This window comes from Curtobacterium guangdongense (genome assembly GCF_049341845.1).
Classification (GTDB): domain Bacteria; phylum Actinomycetota; class Actinomycetes; order Actinomycetales; family Microbacteriaceae; genus Curtobacterium; species Curtobacterium guangdongense.
Genome location: NZ_JBMPIT010000001.1, coordinates 1 through 16,953, shown reverse-complemented (window position 1 = coordinate 16,953; position 16,953 = coordinate 1). Strand labels below are relative to the sequence as shown.

15 protein-coding genes are annotated in these 16,953 nt (G+C 71.3%); 6 read left to right on the top strand and 9 right to left on the bottom strand.

The annotated features are described in order from the left end of the window. Window positions 1-4: 4 nt before the first annotated feature. From ACO0E1_RS00075 to ACO0E1_RS00050, 6 genes are all read right to left on the bottom strand, one after another. Window positions 5-934, bottom strand: coding sequence for a carbohydrate ABC transporter permease (locus tag ACO0E1_RS00075; protein WP_422872290.1), 930 nt, complete (start codon window positions 932-934; stop codon window positions 5-7). Beyond that, complete coding sequence (locus ACO0E1_RS00070; protein WP_422872289.1) at window positions 931-1,902, bottom strand: carbohydrate ABC transporter permease; 972 nt, start codon at window positions 1,900-1,902, stop codon at window positions 931-933. Before ACO0E1_RS00070 ends, ACO0E1_RS00075 begins: the two co-directional genes overlap by 4 nt. Then, a complete protein-coding gene (locus ACO0E1_RS00065; protein ID WP_422872288.1) occupies window positions 1,899-3,314 on the bottom strand; it encodes an ABC transporter substrate-binding protein in 1,416 nt (471 codons plus the stop codon). Before ACO0E1_RS00065 ends, ACO0E1_RS00070 begins: the two co-directional genes overlap by 4 nt. Window positions 3,315-3,429: 115 nt before the next feature. After that, window positions 3,430-4,674, bottom strand: coding sequence for a cytochrome P450 (locus ACO0E1_RS00060; RefSeq protein ID WP_422872287.1), 1,245 nt, complete (start codon window positions 4,672-4,674; stop codon window positions 3,430-3,432). A gap of 15 nt (window positions 4,675-4,689) precedes the next feature. Next, complete coding sequence (locus ACO0E1_RS00055) at window positions 4,690-5,829, bottom strand: NAD(P)/FAD-dependent oxidoreductase (protein WP_422872286.1); 1,140 nt, start codon at window positions 5,827-5,829, stop codon at window positions 4,690-4,692. Further along, complete coding sequence (locus ACO0E1_RS00050; protein ID WP_422872285.1) at window positions 5,826-6,017, bottom strand: ferredoxin; 192 nt, start codon at window positions 6,015-6,017, stop codon at window positions 5,826-5,828. Before ACO0E1_RS00050 ends, ACO0E1_RS00055 begins: the two co-directional genes overlap by 4 nt. 135 nt (window positions 6,018-6,152) lie before the next feature. Between ACO0E1_RS00050 and ACO0E1_RS00045 the strand changes: the two genes are divergently transcribed. From ACO0E1_RS00045 to ACO0E1_RS00025, 5 genes are all read left to right on the top strand, one after another. After that, window positions 6,153-6,998: a helix-turn-helix transcriptional regulator gene (locus ACO0E1_RS00045; RefSeq protein WP_422872284.1), complete on the top strand. Its 846-nt coding sequence runs from the start codon at window positions 6,153-6,155 to the stop codon at window positions 6,996-6,998. A gap of 76 nt (window positions 6,999-7,074) precedes the next feature. Beyond that, window positions 7,075-9,645 carry a family 78 glycoside hydrolase catalytic domain gene (locus ACO0E1_RS00040; protein WP_422872283.1) on the top strand — a complete coding sequence of 857 codons (2,571 nt, stop codon included), beginning with the start codon at window positions 7,075-7,077 and terminating at the stop codon, window positions 9,643-9,645. A gap of 57 nt (window positions 9,646-9,702) precedes the next feature. Further along, complete coding sequence (locus ACO0E1_RS00035; RefSeq protein WP_422872282.1) at window positions 9,703-10,107, top strand: hypothetical protein; 405 nt, start codon at window positions 9,703-9,705, stop codon at window positions 10,105-10,107. A 29-nt stretch (window positions 10,108-10,136) separates the two neighbouring features. Continuing rightward, complete coding sequence (locus ACO0E1_RS00030) at window positions 10,137-11,054, top strand: metallophosphoesterase (RefSeq protein WP_422872281.1); 918 nt, start codon at window positions 10,137-10,139, stop codon at window positions 11,052-11,054. A 146-nt stretch (window positions 11,055-11,200) separates the two neighbouring features. Continuing rightward, window positions 11,201-12,220 carry an NADP-dependent oxidoreductase gene (locus ACO0E1_RS00025; protein ID WP_422872280.1) on the top strand — a complete coding sequence of 340 codons (1,020 nt, stop codon included), beginning with the start codon at window positions 11,201-11,203 and terminating at the stop codon, window positions 12,218-12,220. Here the strand turns inward: ACO0E1_RS00025 and ACO0E1_RS00020 are convergent, their stop codons facing one another. The 3 genes from ACO0E1_RS00020 to ACO0E1_RS00010 are packed head-to-tail and all read right to left on the bottom strand — an operon-like array spanning window position 12,221 to window position 15,115. Further along, a complete protein-coding gene (locus ACO0E1_RS00020) occupies window positions 12,221-13,075 on the bottom strand; it encodes an ABC transporter permease (protein ID WP_422872279.1) in 855 nt (284 codons plus the stop codon). Next, the gene (locus ACO0E1_RS00015) at window positions 13,062-14,048 is read right to left on the bottom strand and encodes an ABC transporter ATP-binding protein (protein ID WP_422872278.1); all 987 of its coding nucleotides are present in this window, start codon (window positions 14,046-14,048) and stop codon (window positions 13,062-13,064) included. The genes ACO0E1_RS00020 and ACO0E1_RS00015 overlap by 14 nt, the downstream gene beginning before the upstream one ends. Next, the gene (locus ACO0E1_RS00010; protein WP_422872277.1) at window positions 14,045-15,115 is read right to left on the bottom strand and encodes a LolA family protein; all 1,071 of its coding nucleotides are present in this window, start codon (window positions 15,113-15,115) and stop codon (window positions 14,045-14,047) included. Before ACO0E1_RS00010 ends, ACO0E1_RS00015 begins: the two co-directional genes overlap by 4 nt. 145 nt (window positions 15,116-15,260) lie before the next feature. Here ACO0E1_RS00010 and ACO0E1_RS00005 point away from each other — a divergent pair, with 145 nt between their 5' ends. Further along, window positions 15,261-16,730, top strand: coding sequence for an FGGY-family carbohydrate kinase (locus tag ACO0E1_RS00005; protein ID WP_422872276.1), 1,470 nt, complete (start codon window positions 15,261-15,263; stop codon window positions 16,728-16,730). The last annotated feature ends 223 nt before the right edge of the window (window positions 16,731-16,953 follow it).

Here is a 16,953-nt window from a genome sequence, read left to right as displayed (position 1 = left end):
TTCGTCAGTCCTTGATCCCGGACATCGTGATCCCTTGGATGAAGGTCTTCTGGGCGAAGAAGAACAGGACCACGATGGGGATGAGGATGATGGTCGAGACGGCCATCAGCGGGCCGGTGGCGGTGTCGCCCTGCGCCCCCTGGAAGAACGTCAGGCCGAGCGACAGCGTGTACTGGCTCGACTTCGTGAGGTACAGCAGCGGCCCGAGCAGGTCGCTCCACGAGGCGAGGAACTGGAAGAGCATCACCGCGGCGAGTGCCGGCTTGCAGAGCGGCAGGATCACCTGCACGAAGATGCGGAGTTCGCCGGCACCGTCGATCCTCGCGGCGTCGGTGAGGGCGTCCGGGATGCCGAGGAAGAACTGCCGCATCAGGAAGATGAAGAACGGGATGCCGAAGAAGGTCGGCACGATGAGCGGGAGGTACGTGCCCGTCCAGCCGACGTCGCGGTAGGCCACGAACAGCGGGACCATCGTCACGTAGAACGGCACCATCATCGTCGCGATGAGGATCGTGAAGATCCCGTTCCGCCACGGCCACCGGATGCGGGAGACGCCGTAGCCGACCATCGCGCTCGACAGCGCGGCGCCGATCATCGACGGCACGCAGATCACGAGGGTGTTCCAGAAGTACTGCAGCAGCGGGAACGCCTGCAGCCCGTACGTGTAGTTGCCCGTCGTGATGGTGTCCGGGAACCACTTCACCGGGAACGCGCCGATGTCCGCCTGGGTCTTGAACGACCCGGTGACCATCCAGATCAGCGGCATCAGGAACACGACGCTGAGGACGATGAGGACGGCGTGCTTCGCGATGGCCTCGGCGATGCGGGGCCACGTGAGCTTGCGGTGCTTCGGGACGGGCCGGCTCGGGTTGACCGACCCGCGGGGCTCGCCGGCGACGGCCGCGGCGGCCGTGGGGTTCTCGATCGCGGTCATCGTGCTTCGCCTCCGTAGTACACGCGGCGGCCCATGATGCGGTACGCCAGGATCGAGACGATGGCGATGATCACGAAGAGCACCCATCCGACCGCGCTCGAGTAGCCGAGTTGGTAGTGGTAGAACGCCGACTGGTACAGGTAGACGCCGGACACGAGCGTGGAGCCGGCCGGGTCGCCGTAGCCGCCGGTCATGACGAACGCCTGGGTGAAGTACTGGAACCCGGCGATCAGTCCGGTGATCGTCGCGAACAGCAGCTGCGGGCTGATGAACGGCACGGTCACGTTCCGGAACTTCTGCCACGCGCCGGCGCCGTCGAGCGATGCCTGCTCGAGGAGGTCCTGCGGGACGCCCTGCAGCCCGGCCAGCAGGATCACCATGAGGTTCCCGACGCCCCACAGGCCGAACAGGATGAGGGCGGGCTTCGACCAGTTCGGGTCCGAGAGCCACCCGGGCCCCTGGATCCCGAACAGGCTCAGCACGTTGTTGATGACGCCGTACTGCGGGTTGAGGACGTACGCCCAGATGACCGCGCTGGCGACGATCGGGACGATGGACGGGATGAAGAAGATCACCCGGTAGATGCCGAGGCCCTTCACCCGGAGATTGAGCAGCAGCGCGAGACCGAGGGCGACCGCGATGCCGAGGGGGACCGAGATCACCGTGAGGAACAGGGTGTTCCCGAGGGACAGCCACCACTGGTCGTCGGCGAAGAGCTGCGTGTAGTTCTGCCATCCGATCCACTGCTTCGTGCCGCCGAGCAGGTTCGCGTTCGTGAAGCTGTTGACGGCACTCGTGATGATCGGACCGCCGGTGAAGACGACGAGGCCGATGATCGCCGGTGCGGTGAAGAACAGGCCCCACCCGAAGGTCGCGCGCTGCCGCTTCGTCCGGGGGATCCAGTGGGTGAGCCACGAGGTCCCGCGGGGCTTCGGACCCCGTGTCGTGATGCTCCGTGTGACGCTCACGAGTTCTCCTTCCGGAATTCGTCGAACGCGGCGTTGACCGAGGCCTTGACCTTGGCCAGGGCGCGCTCCGGGGTGATCTGCCCGTAGATGGCCGAGCTCACCTGGACGTCGAGCGCGGTCGCGTAGGTGCTGGCGACGGGGATCGTCGGGCGGATGTTCTTCGCGGTGAGGAGGCCCTCGCGGTAGACGGCGATGTTCGGGTCCTTCTGGAACTCCGCCAGGACGGGGGAGTCGGACCAGCCGGGGAGCAGGGTGCCCCACTCGAAGTTCGACTGCGTGCCCGCGTCCGAGACGGTCGCGAACTGCAGGAAGTCCCACGCCGAGTCGTGCTCCTTGGAGTCCTTCGGGATGAAGAGGTCGTAGCCGCCGAGCCAGGTCGCGCTGCCGGGTGAGCCGAGCCCTTCGGCGTAGGGGAACAGGGTCGCGCCGAGTTCGACCTTCGCCTTGTCACCGCTCCGGTAGACGTTCTGCGCATCCGTCGTCGTCATCGGCGCCATCCCGATGTTGCCGCTCGCGATCGGCGCCAGGGTCTGCGACGGACTGGTGAGCGCGAGGTGGCTCGCACCGCCGACCTTCTTCGCGTAGTCGACCATCCACTGGAGCGCCTGGACGATGTTCGGGTCGTCGGGGGTGGCCTCCATGTTGTCGTCGCTCATGAACTTGCCGCCGAAGGCGAAGCCGAACGTGAACATCGAGTTGCTGAAGCCGTAGTAGTCCCACGGCACGGTCCCGATCCGGGTGACCTGGTTGCCGCGCTTCTGCAGGATCTTGTCCGAGAACGCCTCGAGCTCGTCGATGGTCTTCGGCGGGGTCTCGGGGTCGAGGCCGGCCGACGCGAAGACCTTCTTGTTCCAGAACATCGGGAAGTTCACGTCGACGAGCACCGGCATCGCGTAGATGTCGTCCGTGGCCGTCATCTGCTTCCACACCGCCGGCGCGAAGTTGTCCGCGCCGAGGCCGGCGGCTTTGATCCGGGCACCGAGTGGCTCGACGACGCCGTAGCCCGCGAACTGCGGGTACTCCTCTGGGGTGCAGAACGCCAGGTCCGGCGGGGTGCCCGCGGCGATGGCGGTCTGCAGCCGGATCTGCGTGTTGCCGGACAGCGGCGCGTAGGTGACCCGGACGCCGGTGTGCGACTGCGACTTCTCGTAGAGGTCGGCGAGCTCGACCCAGGCGTTGCCGAGCGTGCCGCCCCAGATGTTGTACATCTCGACGACGTGCGCGCGGCCGGGTGCTGGGTCCTTGCTGAGCTTCAGGCCCTGCTGGTCGTCCGCGACGGCGCCGCCGGAGATCACGGTGCAGCCGGCGAGGCCGATCGTCGCGGTGCCGGCCGCGATGGCTGCGAGGAACGCCCGTCTGGACACGTCGCGTGCCGCGGGCCTGGTGGGCGGGTGTGGTGGTCGGCTCGTCATCGAGTACCTCCGGTCGTCGTCGTTGAAGATCGGGAACCGTCGGGTACTGAATCGTTTCAGAACCGCCGGTTGGCGATGAATATACGCATTCGTCGCCGGGAGCGCCAGGGTTATCTCACAATGATGGAGAAATCGAAGCGTGGTCAGTTTTCACGAGCACGGTGCCCGCCTCGTACGTCGCGACGGGGTTGGCGAAGGGCATCGGTCGGAGCTGTTCGGCGTCGACCAGTCGCAGGTCGGGTGCGCCGACGATCAGTTGCGTGATGGCCTCCCGGATTTCCGCCCGCGCGAGCTGCTGGCCGATGCACCCGTGGGGTCCGTACCCGAACCCGAGGTGACCGAACGCGTCGCGGTCGACGTCGAAGCGCTCGGGGTCCGCGAAGCGTCGCGGGTCCCGGTTCGCCCCGACCGGCGACACCGAGACCGTCTGCCCGGCGGTGACGGTGACGCCCTCGATCTCGACGTCCTCGGTCGCGGTGCGCGGGAACAGGGTGAGGAACATCGCGCCGGTCCGCATGAACTCCTCGATCGCCGGACCCACCCGCTCCGGGTCCGAACGGAGCCGCGCGAGCTGGTCCGGGTTCGTCAGCAGGGCCACGGTCGCGGTGGCGATGAGGTACGCCACGGAGTCGTGCCCGGCGCTCATCAGCTGGAAGACGAGCCCCTCGACCTCGACGCGCGAGAAGTCCGAGGCGAGCAGGTCGGTGATGACGTCCTCGCCGGGGTCGGCCGCACGTGCGTCGACCACGGAGCGGATGTAGTCGAACCTGGCCTGCGTCGAGGATCCCCGGACGAAGTGCTCGACGAACTCGGGCACGCGGTCCTCGTGCACGCCGATCACGCTGCAGTGGGTCTCGGCGGCGATCGGCTGCGCGTACTCCGAGAAGAGGTCGACGGGCCCGTCGTGGGTGAGCAGCCGGTCCAGGTGTCTCGCGACACGGTCGTGCACCTCGGGGCCGCGCTGGCGCACCTGCTTGACCGAGAACCGCCCGGTGACGCCGCGGCGCATGCGCTGGTGCACGGCGCCGTCGAGGGCGAGCAGGTTCGCGGCGTCGATCGACCGGCGGGCGGCGTCGTCGAGCGGATCCGGGGTCCGTGGGGGTGGGGCGGCGGCTCCGTCGGCTGCTTCGTGCGGGCGCGCTGGTCCGCGTGGCATCCGGTGTGGGACCTGACTGAACCGCGGGTCGGCCAGGATCGCCCGTGCAGCGTCGTAGCGGGTCACGATGAGCCCGACGTGCCCGTCGTCGTACGCGAGCGGCACGGCTGGTGCCCGGTCGCGCCACTCGGCGAAGTCGGGCGACGGGGTGAGCGGGGTGCTGTCGCCGGGGAGGGTCACGGCGTGGAAGGGGCATCCGGACATGGGGGTCTCCAGGAGTCAGGCGTGGGCAGGGATGGTTCGGGCAAGTTCGGCGCGGGCCCGGCGGAAGGCACGGGGTGCGCCCCAGCCGACGACGCCGGTGGTGGTCGCACCGTCGTGTTGGACCAGCACGTCGCCGTCGTCCGACCAAGCGGCCAGCGGGCGTGCGGGGTCGAACGTGCCGACGGCCTGGATGCGCACGCCGTGCACCTCCGACCAGAAGAACGGGATCGGCGTGGGGAGCGGTTCGGCTCCGGTGATCGTCGCGGCGACCGACAGGGCGTGCTCGATGGCGTTCGTCTGGTGCTCGACGCGCGTCGACCGGCCGGTCACGGGGTCGGTCCAGCGTGCGACGTCGCCGATCGCGTACACGTCGGGTGCTGCCCTGCCGAGGTCGTCGCAGCACACCCCGTTCCGCACGGTGAGCCCCGAGGCGGCGAGCCACGAGGTCCTGGGTCGTCCGCCGGTGGCCGCCACGACGAGGTCGGCCGGGAGCCCGGAACCGTCGCCGAGGACCAGGCCGTCGGTCGTGATCCTGCGTGCGCCGGCACCGGCGCGCAGGTCGACACCGTGGTCGCGGTGCAGCTCGCCGAGCCGCTCGGACAGCAGCGTGCCGACGGTGCCGAACGACAGCAGGCCGCGCCGACCGACGAGCGCGACCTCGTGGCCCTGGTGCCGTGCGGCCGACGCGATCTCGGACCCGAGCACGCCCGTCCCCACGACGGCGACACGTTCGGCGCGAGTCCATGCCGAGCGCAGCGCGACCGCGTCGTCGAGGGTCCGCAGGACGAACGCGTGCTCGATCCCCGGCAGCTCGGGTCGGACCGGCTCGACGCCGGTCGCGATGACGAGGACGTCGTAGTGCAGTCGGGCTCCGTCGAAGGTCACGACGTGCGCCGCCGGATCGAGTGCGGTCGCGGTGGCGTCGGTGCGGAGCGTGACGTCGAGGCCGTCGAGTTCCGCGGTCGTCCGCAGTACGGAGCGCGAGGGGTCCCACGAGCCGTCGAGGACCTGCTTCGAGAGCGGCGGCCGGGCGTACGGCGCGTGCGGTTCGGCGCCGACGAGGGTGATCGGGCCGTCGTGTCCTGCCGAACGGAGCGCCTCGGCGCAGGTCATCCCGGCGACGCCGGCGCCGACCACGACGACGTGCACCCTCATTCCTCGATCGTGATGGCACGCGCCGGGCAGAGCGCGGCGGCCCGACGTGCTGCCGGCTCGTCCGCGGCGTCCGGCACGTCGACGAGGAGCTCGACGATGCCGTCGTCGTCCTGGTCGAAGAGCTCGCCGGCGACGAGGGCGCACTGCCCCGCTCCGACGCATGCACTGGTGTCGGCGGTGATGCGCATCGTGTCTCCTGTCGTCGTCCGGTCCGCGTCGACCGGTTGACCCGACGCTAAGGCTCGCCGGGTGTGGCACGGCATGGGCCTGATCCGCAGAAGATGGAGATATCGGTCAGGAGCGTCCCGCATTACGCTCCCCGTATGGACACCAGGACCGAGGGCCCCGCGGTGGTCGCCGCCAACTGGTACCGCTTCCGCGCCGGTGAGCGGATCCGGCACGAGCGTGTCCTGAGCCTCTGCTTCCTCTGGGTGCTCGCCGGGACGGGCACGGTGCACTCGTGCGGTGACCGGTTCGCGCTGACGTCGGGGTCCGTCCTGCGGCTGCCGTGGGACCACGACGTCGAGTACCTCGCCGACGACCGAGCGCCGTTCCGCCTGGGGACCGTGCACGTCGTCCCGCGGCACGACCGGTCGAGCCCGGTGCTGCCGGCGGTCGCGCACCAACCGGGTGACCCGCTCTACGACGCAGTCGATCGTCGGGGTGATCCCGGTCGGCCGCGGCGGTCCGCGGCGACCACGTCGACGGCACGACGGATCGCGTCGCTCGGCGGGTACACGGTCGAGCGGTTCGTCGACGGCCCCTTCGACGAGGGCGTGTCCCGTGCACTCGGTGCCCTCTTCGTCGCGGAGGACGGGCTCGACGCGGCCGGGGACGCGGCGGTGCCGGCAGCGCTCGAGCTGATGACCGCCCACGTCCGCCGGAACCTCGACCGGCCGCTCCCCGTCGCCGAGATCGCGGCGGCCGGCGGGTGCAGCGTGTCCACCGCCGGTCGGCTGTTCGCCGCGCACCTCGGGACCTCCGCGAGTGCCTGGGTCCGCTCCGTGCGGATGCGGGAGGCGGCCGAGATGCTGCGGTCGAGCGGCCTCCGGGTCGGCGAGGTCGCCCGTGCCGTGGGGTTCGAGGACCAGCTCTACTTCTCGCGCGTGTTCCGTGCCACCTTCGGGACACCGCCCAGTCGGTACGGGGTCGAACAGATCCGTCCGTGACGCTTGACAACGCAGCCGCCGTGCGTGAATCGTTTCAGACGCTGGTCGCACCGCGGCGCCGGCGGATGGAGGAGCGATGGAGCCCCTGGCCACCGAGGTCGACGGACGTGTCCGGTTCACCTGGCCCGTCACGAGCCCGCAGACGGCGTTCCGCCTCGTGGTCCGGGACGGTGACGCGGTCGTCTGGGACTCCGGCCGGATCCGGAGCGTCGAACCGTGGGTCACCTCGCCGACCGGTCTCCGGTTCGCACCGTGGCGGGAACACGATTGGGAGGCTCGGATCGAGTCGGACGAGACGGTCACCACCGTGCACGGCCGGCTCACCCCCACCCCCGTCGACGACGACGCGTGGCGCGGTGCCGAGTGGGTCACGGCGCCGGGTGCCGAGGGTGCCCGTCCGACGCCTCGCGAGCAGTGCCACGACGGATCACTCGCCGCCCCCGTGCTCGAGGCGACGGTCCCCGCGGCGGCCCCGGTCCGCCGGGCGCTCCTCGCGGTGGCCGCCGGCGGACACGTCGACGTCCGGATCGACGGACGCCTGGCCTCCGACGAGGTCCTGTCGCCCACCACCACGCACTGGGACCGCCGCGTGCAGGTCGTCCTGCACGACGTCACCGCCGAGTTCGACGACGGGGCGGAACACCACCTCGGGCTCGAGCTCGGCCGCGGCTTCTACGGGATGACCAACGCGAACGTCTGGGCGTGGGAGCGCGCGCCGTGGCACGCGGAGCCGCGCGTCCGCGCGGTGTTGCGGCTGGAACGCGAGGACGGGGCGGTGGACCTGACCCGCACCGGGCCGGACTGGACCGCTCGACGCGGGACGATCCTCCTGGACGACCTGTACGGGGGTGAGGTGCACGACCTGCGCCGACGCCCCGGCCGACCGCTCGCCGCTCCCGCGCTCCCCGCCGTCGTCGTGACGGGGCCGGCCGGTGCGCTCGAGGCGCGAGCCGAACCACCGATCCGGGTCGTCGAGGAGCTCCAGCCGACCGCGATCACCCAGGCGGCTCCGGGCGAGTGGGTCGTCACGTTCCCCCGGGTCGTCGCCGGCTGGGTGCAGCTGCGGCTGCCCGCCGGCGCCGGCGGCACGACCGTGCGGATCCGGTACGGCGAACGGCTCCGTCCGGACGGCCTGCCGAACGCCGACGACGACAAGCACTACTTCGCCGACGGCTTCCAGACCGACGAGGTGACGCTCGACGACGACGCGGTCTCGTGGGAGCCGCGGTTCTCCTACAAGGGGTTCCGGTACGTGCAGGTGTCCGGGTGGCCGGAGCCGCTCGGGCCGACCGTCTCGGACGTCACCGCCCGGGTGGTCCGCACCGACGCCGAGGTCACGAGCACCTTCACCGTCGACGACGACCTGCTGCAGTGGATCCACGACGCGACCCTGCGGACCATGGAGAACAACCTGCACGGGTACCCGACCGACACCCCGAAGTACGAGAAGAACGGCTGGACGGGCGATGCCGCGGTCGGCGCGGACATGTTCCTGACGAACCTCGACGCGGCCGACGTGCTGACGAAGTGGGTCGGCGACCTCGCGGAGACGACCTCGCCGGGGCACCCGCCGGCGCTCATCGCCCCGAACGCCGGGGTGTTCGGTGTCGACGAGCGGGCTCCCGTCTGGCACTCGGCGCTGGTGACCGTGCCGTGGGACGTGTACCGGCACACCGGCGACGTCTCGGTGCTGGAACGACACGTCGAGGCGATGGAGTCCTACGCCCGCCTCGAGGTCGACCGGTCGCCGGACGGCATCGCGGACACGATCCTCGGTGACTGGGTCGCCCCGGGCACGGACCCCGGCGGTGGCAACCCGCCGGAGGACTCCCGGGTGCCGGCGACGGCGTTCCTCGCGCGGATCCTCGACACGGTCGCGCGGGTGGACGACGTGCTCGGGCGGGACTCGTCGTCGGCGCGTGCTGCTGCCGCGCGTGTGCGGGACGCGTTCGTCGCTCGGTTCCTGGTCGACGGTGCCGTGCGGGGCCCGCGCGACGAGGGCTTCCGACAGTCGCACCAGGTGCTGGCGCTGGCGTTCGACCTGGTACCGTCCTCCGCTCGTCCGGCGGTCGCGGCAGCGCTCGCCGCGGATGTCCGCGCTCGCGGCGACCACCTCGACACCGGCGCGATCGGCACGAAGTGGCTGCTGCCCGTGCTGACCGACGCCGGGTACGCGTCCCTGGCGCTCGCCGTGGCGCGGCAGACGACGGTGCCGTCGTGGGGTGCCTGGCGGGAGGCCGGCGCGACGTCGACGTTCGAGCACTGGGACCTGGCGGCGCGGTCGCACGGGCACTACTTCCTCGGGACGGTCGACGACTGGCTGACCGGGTACGTCGCCGGGATCCGGCCGCTCGAGCCGGGGTGGCGGCGGTTCCTCGTCGCGCCGGCGGTGTGCGGGCCGGTGGGGTCGGCGTCGTGCTCGGTGCGGACGCCGTACGGCAGGGCCGCTGTCCGGTGGACGGTGCGCGACGCGTCGGCGTCGTTGTCGGTCACGGTGCCCCCTGGGGCCGAGGCCGAGGTCCGGCTGCCCGATGATCGGACCGAGGTGCTCGGGGTGGGGGTGCACGCGCTGGCGAGCGCTCTGATGGGGAGTCTCCGGTCGTCGCGGTCTCTCCTCTCCCCGACCGGCCGGCCGGTGGGGCGTTGACAATGCCGCTCTCCGACGTGCAACATGTGGAACATCACTGATCCCAGGAGGACGACGATGTTCACGAAGACCCTGACCGCCGGTGCCGTGCTCACCGTGCTCGGCACCGCGCTGCTCACCGCGGCCCCGGCGCACGCGGACCCGGACGCACCGGGCTGCACCGTGCTCGACGCCACAGCCGACCACGAGCACGGCCTCGTCGTGTTCGACCTGACGTGCGACGAAGCCCGCGACGTGGTCGTCGACGCGACGGCGTGGCACGGGTCAGCGGAGGACCACGAGCCGATCGACGAGCAACGGGCTTCGAAGCACGTCGGAGCAGGTGAGCGATGGAGCTCGGTGCTCTCGTTCGCGACCGACACCACGCCGTCGACCGACATGATCAGCGCACAGGTGCTCTCGTGGGTCGACCAGGGGGACACCCAGGAGCGCCCGGCGATCCTCGCCACCGTCGTCGGGTGATGCTCCGGCGGCGTGAATAGGGTCGGGGCATGCAGACACCCGCTCCCGGCACGCTCCGCGTCCTGCACCTGTCCGACACCCACCTCACCGGGGACGGAGCGCCGCACCAGGGCACCGTCGACACCGCGGCCGCGCTCGACGCCCTGCTCGAACGACTCGACATCGTCGAGGGCGTCGGCCTCGTGGTCGTCTCCGGAGACGTCTCCGAGGACGGGAGCCCCGAGTCCTACGCGGCACTGCTCGAACGCGCAGGCGGCTGGGCGGAGCGGCACGGCGCCGCGCTCGTCACGGTGCCCGGCAACCACGACCAGCGCGAGGGGTTCCGGCGGGTCCTCGCCAACGGGCACGTCCTCGGTGAGGGCGGCCGTCCGCTCATGCACACGATGGAGTACCACCCGCCGACCGTTCCGGTGTTCGGGCAGTCGCTCGTGGCCGGCCGGCGGATCGTCACGGTCGACACGAGCGTCCCCGGAGCGGGCTACGGCGAGCTCAGCGAGGAGTCGCTCACGCGGCTCCGCACGGCCCTCGCCGAGGAGTCCGGTGCGCCCTACGGGTCGGTCGTCGTGCTGCACCACCCGCCGCTCCCGGCCCCGACCGCCCTGCACGAAGCGCTCCGGCTGCAGAACCCCGATGCGCTCGCGGACGTCCTCCGTGGCACGGACGTGCGCGTCGTGCTCGCCGGGCACTACCACCACCACTTCGCGGGGAACGTCGGCGGGGTGCCCGTCCTCGTCGCGCCCGGCGTCGCGAACGACACCGACGTCATCGGGGCGTACGGCGAGGAGTCGGCGTACGTCGGCACCGGCGCGCTCGTCGTGGACATCGCCGAGGACGGGTCGCTGTGGTCGACGCCCGTGCGCGTGCCCGTCGCCGGGGCCGACCAGGTCGCGGTGCACCACGACGCCGACGCAGTCGAGCGCATCGTGGCCGCAGCCGGCAAGCGCTGACGCGCCGCAGCGCCCCGCGTGCAGGTGCCGGACCGGCGGGGCGGACGTGCACCGAGCCTCCCGGCCGGGGTGCAGTACCCCGGACGTTCGGGAACCTCCGCGGCAGTCGGAGTATGCCGGTGCAACAACGTCCGAAGGAGCGCGTCATGCGAACCGGCAGTGCAGTGCAGTACGACCGCTACGGCGGCTTCGACGTCGTGGAGCTCGTCGACCAGGAACGGCCGGAACCGGGCCCCGGCGACGTGGTCGTCGAGGTCTCCGTCGCGGGCCTCAACCACATCGAGCGGTTCCTCCGTGAGGGCCGGCTGAAGGAGTTCATCGACCTCGAGTTCCCGGCACACCAGGGCGTCGACTTCGCCGGCGTCGTCCGGGCCCGCGGTGCGGAGGTCCGCGATCTGCACGTCGGCGACGAGGTCATGGGCCACGCGCCACACGGCGGAGCACACGCGACCTGGGTCAGCGTGCCTCGCGGTGCGGTCGTCAAGAAGCCCGCGACGATGACGTTCGAGGTGGCCGGGAGCCTGTACCTCGCCGGCTGCACGGCGCTGTCGGTCGTGCGGGGCCTGCGGCTCGGGCCCGACGACACGGTCGTGATCAGCGCGGCTGCCGGTGGCGTCGGTCACATCGAGTGCCAGCTCGCACGCGACGCCGGTGCGACCGTCATCGGGCTCGGCAGCCCGCGCAACCACGACGCCCTGCGGCAGATCGGCGTGCTGCCGGTGGCCTACGGCGACGGTGAGGAAGGCCGCATCACCGAGATCGCCGAGGGGCGGCCGATCACCGCCTTCATCGACAACCTCGACGGCGGGGACAACGCCGGGCTCGCGGAGCGCCTCGGCGTCGCGAAGAACCGCTTCGTGTCCAGCGAGGACCGCCGAGACCTCGAGATCCGGTTCCTCCGGGCACCTGGTGACGACTCCGAGGCGGCCGAGATGCTCACGACCCTCGGCGACCTGGTCGAACGGCACAAGGTGCAGTTCATCATCTCCGGGTACTACCCGTTCGAGTACATCGTCGACGCGTACGAGGACCTGGCGGAGATGCACTCCCGCGGCAAGGTCGTCGTCGGGATGCAGCCCGTGGAGACCGGGGCGCGGCTGCACTGGTACAAGTCGGAGAAGTCTCGCGACCTGCGCGATCCCGTCCCGCGGTCGGAGGTCAGCTGATCAGCTGAGGACGTCCTTCGTGGCGAACCGGCCGTACGCCAGCGTGCCGAAAACGGCGACGTAGCCGAGCTGCAACAGGGCGTTGCTGCCGAACGAGTCGAACGCGATCGGGTCGCGGAGCAGGTCGCCGAACCCGAGCCACTGGTCTGAGAACAGGTACGGGTGCAGCCAGTCGAGCTGCGGGAGCTGGTCGAGGACCTGCGAGACGCCGGCGAGCACGACGGTCGCGGCCATCGCGCCGACCGGCACGTTCGTCAGCGACGACGCGAAGAGGCCGATCGCGGAGAGCCCGAGCATCGACAGGGTCACGTAGAGCGCGAGCAGCAGCGCCCGACCCGCGTACGACCAGCCGTCGACCTGCGTGCCGGACAGCAGCGTCACCGGGCCGATCGGGAACAGCACGGCGCCGATCGCCGCGCCGACGATGACGATCAGCAGCGTCGCCGCGAGGCAGAACGCCACCGCTCCGGCGTACTTCACGAGGATGAACCGCAGACGTCCGGTCGGCGCGACGAGCAGGTACCGGATCGTGCCGTGGCTCGCCTCGCCCGCGACGGTGTCGCCGGCGACGACACCCACGGTCAGCGGCAGGAACAGCGGGATCGACACCGTGAGGGCCGTGAACGACACGAACAGCCCGTTGTTCGTGATGTCGCCGAGGAACGCCGGACCACCGGAGTCGTCCCCGGTCGTCAGCCGCACGGCGACGGCGATGAGGATCGGGACGAGCGCCAGTGCGCCGAGCATCGCCCAGGTGCGGCGGCGCCGGAACACGAGTGCCAGTTCGGAGCCGAGCAGCGCGAACGGTCGAGACGTTCGGGCAGGTGCGGTCGCGACGGTCTCAGGCTGCGACATCGAAGCCCTCCCCGGTGAGCGCGACGAAGAGGTCCTCGAGTGTGCCGCCCCCGACCGCGAGTCCGCGGATCCGGACGTCGGCACGGACGAGTTCGGTCGCGATCGTCTCCGGCAGGACCTCGTGCGGCAGGTCGGCCACGAGGACGTCTGCTCCACCCTCGTGCCGCGGGGTGAGCCCGAGCCGGGTGAGGACCGATCCCGCCTGACCCAGGTCGGGCGTGCGGACGGTCACCGTGCGGGCGCCGGCGGAGCGGAGGTCGTCGAGGGTGCCCTGCGCGACGAGCTTGCCGGTCCGCATCACCCCGGCGTGCGTGCAGACCTGCTCGATCTCGGCCAGCAGGTGACTCGACACGAACACCGTCGTGCCGTCGTCCGCCAGCGATCGGATGAGGTTCCGGACCTCTCGCGTGCCCTGCGGGTCGAGGCCGTTCGTCGGTTCGTCGAGCACCAGGAGCTCGCGGGGCGAGAGCAACGCGTTCGCCAGCCCCAGCCGCTGCTTCATGCCGAGCGAGTACGCGTGCGCCTTCTTGTCCGCGGCGTGCGACAACCCGACGCGGTCGAGTGCGCTGGCGACGCGGGCCTTGCGGGTGCGCGGATCGGACGTCGGGTCGGCGGCGTCGAAGCGGCTGAGGTTGGCCCGGCCGGACAGGTACGGGTAGAACGCCGGTCCCTCGACGAGCGCGCCGACACGCGGCAGCACGCTGTGCAACGCGCGGGGCATCGGCTCACCGAGGACCTCGATGCTCCCCGCGGTCGCGGACGACAGCCCGAGGAGCATCCGGATCGTGGTCGTCTTGCCGGATCCGTTCGGCCCGAGGAACCCGAACACGGATCCGCGCGGGACGGCGAGGTCGATGCCGTCGACCGCGCGCTGCTTGCGGAAGACCTTCTGGAGGCCCGTGGTGCGGATCGCGAGGTCCGCTGCGGTCGCCGGGACGACCGGGTCCACCGCCGTGGGCTCGGTCGTGCTCACTTCGCGGCGGCGACCAGGGAGGACACCGGCACGGCGCCCGCGAGGACGCGGCCGTCATCCGTGAGGTAGACCGACACGAGCGAGGTCTGGATCGCCCGGCCACCGTCGACCGCCTTCGTCAGCTGGTCGAGGAGGGCGCTCGCGTCCGCTCCGGCGGACGAGGTGTCCGCCGTGCCCGCCGGGAGTTCGGCGATGGTGTCCCAGCCCGAACCCGAGAAGGTCGGTGCGTCTGCGCGGTCGAACGCGTGCTCGCCCCTGCCCGCGTGGTCGGTCGGCACGTCGGAGAGGTCCTTCGTGGTGACCTTCGCGTTCGACGGCGGGGTGAAGTCGAAGAGCCGGGACGCCGGGGCGCCGTACTGCAGGCTCGTGAAGCGCACCTGGAATGCCGGGTCGGACTGCCCCTTCGCCTGCACCGTCGCGCGGAGCGGCAGGCCGGTCTGCTTGTCCACGGCGAGCTGCACGCTGCCGACGAGGGTGTCGGACGACTTCGGGGTGAGGACGAGCTGCCAGGCGTCGTGCCCGGCGACCGTCGTCGAGGTCGGCTTCGCGACCTTCGTGCTCGGGGTGATCGCGTCGATGGCCTTCGTCGCGATGTCCGACGGGGTCGCCGTGCCGTCCTCGAACGACTTCTGCGCGTCGGACGGCAGGGTCACGTGTGTGGCTTCGCGCTCCTTCGAGTCCCAGGTCCACACGTCGCTGCCGTTGCGGATCAGGTCCTGCTCGGCGAGCTGTTCGGTGACCTGCACGCGCTGCTTCGTCGCGCCGTCGGCGTACACGCGGGCGGTGTGCGATGACGTCAGCATGCTGATCGCGTCGGAGGCGTTGCCTTCGAGGGACGACCCGCCGGAGCCGGTGGGGAGTTCGGGCAGGCCGAGGTCGCTCGTCTGCGAGAGCTTGCCGGAGTACTGCGCGTCGGAGGACTTCGCGACGCTGGCGATCACCTCGGCTGCGGTCGGGTTCGATCCGGCGAGCGGGGTGCTCGCGGCGTTGGCGAGGGCTGGAGCAGCGATGGCGCCGGCGACGACCACCGGAGCGATGACGGCTGGCAGCCAGGCGGACTTCTTCATCGGTGGTTCCCTCTCGGATGGCGCGTTCGAGTCGTCAGCACACTAGGTCCGGCAACCGACAGTCCGCTGTGCACCTGGCGCTCCGCGGATCGTTCGTAGACTCGGGACACGACCAGCGGTGGTCGGTGGCGGCGAAGGAGGCGGCATGCGGGCGGTGCTCGGTCTGGACATCGGGACGTCGAGCACGAAGGCACTGCTCGTACGGGTCGACGGCACCGTGATCGCCGAGGTCGGCCGCCACCACGACGTCGATCGACCCGAGCAGGGACTCGTCGAGATGGACCCCGCCGTCTGGTGGGACGAGTTCCGCGACCTGACGGGTGAGCTCCTCGCGCTGGCACCCGACGCAGTCGTCGAGTCCGTCGGGGTCAGCGGCATCGGCCCGTGCGTGCTCCTCACCGACGACGCCGGCGACCCGCTCCGCCCGGCGATCCTCTACGGCGTCGACACCCGGACGTCCGGCATGCTCGACGACCTGACGGCGGAGCTCGGCGGCGAGGACGTCGTCCGCGCACGCTGCGGATCGGCGCTCAGCACCCAGGCGGCCGGCGCGAAGCTCGCCTGGGTCGCCCGGAACGAACCCGGGGTGTGGGCCAGGGCCGCGCGCTTCACGATGCCCTCGTCCCGGATCGTCGAACTGCTCACGGGGGAGTACGTCCTCGACCACCACTCGGCGAGCCAGACGACCCCGCTCTACGACGTCCACACGAACGAGTGGATCCCCGAGTGGTGCGCGCGGATCGCACCCGACCTGCCCATGCCCCGACTGCTCTGGTCCGGCGACGTCGCGGGGACGGTGACCGACGAGGCGGCCGCGGCCACGGGCCTCCCGGCCGGCATCCCGGTGACCGCCGGGACCATCGACGCGTGGGCCGAGGGTGTGAGCGTCGGTGAGTCCGTCCCCGGCCGGATGTTCCTGCAGTACGGGACCACGATGTTCATGATCGTGCCGACCGACGCGCCCACGTCGGTGCCGGGGATGTGGACGACGGTCGGGACGCACCCCGGTCAGCCGTCGGTGGCCGGGGGGATGGCGACCTCCGGTGCGATCACGGAGTGGCTCCGCAAGCTCGTGGACGGCGACTGGCCCTCCATGCTGGGCGAGGCGGACGCTGCCGGGATCGGGGCGAACGGGCTGCTCATGCTGCCGTACTTCGCGGGGGAGCGGACACCGATCGCGGACCCGGACGCGCGGGGTGTGATCGCGGGGCTGACCGTGCGGCACACCCGTGGCGACCTGTACCGGGCGACGCTCGAGGCGACGGCGTACGCGGTGCGGCACAACGTCGAGGTGCTGCGGGAGGCGGGAGTGCCGGTGCGCGAGCTGGTCGGCGCGGGCGGGGGACTGCTCGGGCGGCTCTGGCCGACGATCGTCAGCGACGTGACGGGGTTGCCGCAGACGATCCCGTCGGTGACCGTGGGGGCGTCCTACGGATCGGCGTTCCTGGCGGCGGCGCTCGTGGCCGACGTCGACATCCGGCAATGGAACCCGCCGGCGACGGTCATCGAGCCGGACCCCGACGCGCACGCGGCGTACGGGCCCGGGTACGAGGACTACCGCGAGCTCTACGAGGCGACGAAGTCGGTCGTGCACCGCTTGGCCGCGCGCGGCTGACGCGCGCCACCGCGCCGAGGGGCACCGGCGCGCGGGCGGCGCGCATGGCCAGCGCGCAACCAGAAGCAGCTCGCACCACGGATCGCCGTGGCGCGAGCTGCTTTCGGTTGTGCGGACGCAAACGACGGCGCGCCCAGCGGCCTAGGTGTAGTTCCCTGGGACGTTGTGAACGGGTGACGTAGAAGAAGACCTCCGGGACGATGTGGGTTACCACACCAACACG

Coding starts and splice junctions, on each gene's coding strand:
- ACO0E1_RS00010 (WP_422872277.1), bottom strand. CDS start 15,115: ATGAAGAAGTCCGCCTGGCTGCCAGCCGTCATCGCTCCGGTGGTCGTC.
- ACO0E1_RS00060 (WP_422872287.1), bottom strand. CDS start 4,674: ATGTCCGGATGCCCCTTCCACGCCGTGACCCTCCCCGGCGACAGCACC.
- ACO0E1_RS00035 (WP_422872282.1), top strand. CDS start 9,703: ATGTTCACGAAGACCCTGACCGCCGGTGCCGTGCTCACCGTGCTCGGC.
- ACO0E1_RS00055 (WP_422872286.1), bottom strand. CDS start 5,829: ATGAGGGTGCACGTCGTCGTGGTCGGCGCCGGCGTCGCCGGGATGACC.
- ACO0E1_RS00025 (WP_422872280.1), top strand. CDS start 11,201: ATGCGAACCGGCAGTGCAGTGCAGTACGACCGCTACGGCGGCTTCGAC.
- ACO0E1_RS00050 (WP_422872285.1), bottom strand. CDS start 6,017: ATGCGCATCACCGCCGACACCAGTGCATGCGTCGGAGCGGGGCAGTGC.
- ACO0E1_RS00030 (WP_422872281.1), top strand. CDS start 10,137: ATGCAGACACCCGCTCCCGGCACGCTCCGCGTCCTGCACCTGTCCGAC.
- ACO0E1_RS00005 (WP_422872276.1), top strand. CDS start 15,261: ATGCGGGCGGTGCTCGGTCTGGACATCGGGACGTCGAGCACGAAGGCA.
- ACO0E1_RS00020 (WP_422872279.1), bottom strand. CDS start 13,075: ATGTCGCAGCCTGAGACCGTCGCGACCGCACCTGCCCGAACGTCTCGA.
- ACO0E1_RS00040 (WP_422872283.1), top strand. CDS start 7,075: ATGGAGCCCCTGGCCACCGAGGTCGACGGACGTGTCCGGTTCACCTGG.
- ACO0E1_RS00065 (WP_422872288.1), bottom strand. CDS start 3,314: ATGACGAGCCGACCACCACACCCGCCCACCAGGCCCGCGGCACGCGAC.
- ACO0E1_RS00045 (WP_422872284.1), top strand. CDS start 6,153: ATGGACACCAGGACCGAGGGCCCCGCGGTGGTCGCCGCCAACTGGTAC.
- ACO0E1_RS00075 (WP_422872290.1), bottom strand. CDS start 934: ATGACCGCGATCGAGAACCCCACGGCCGCCGCGGCCGTCGCCGGCGAG.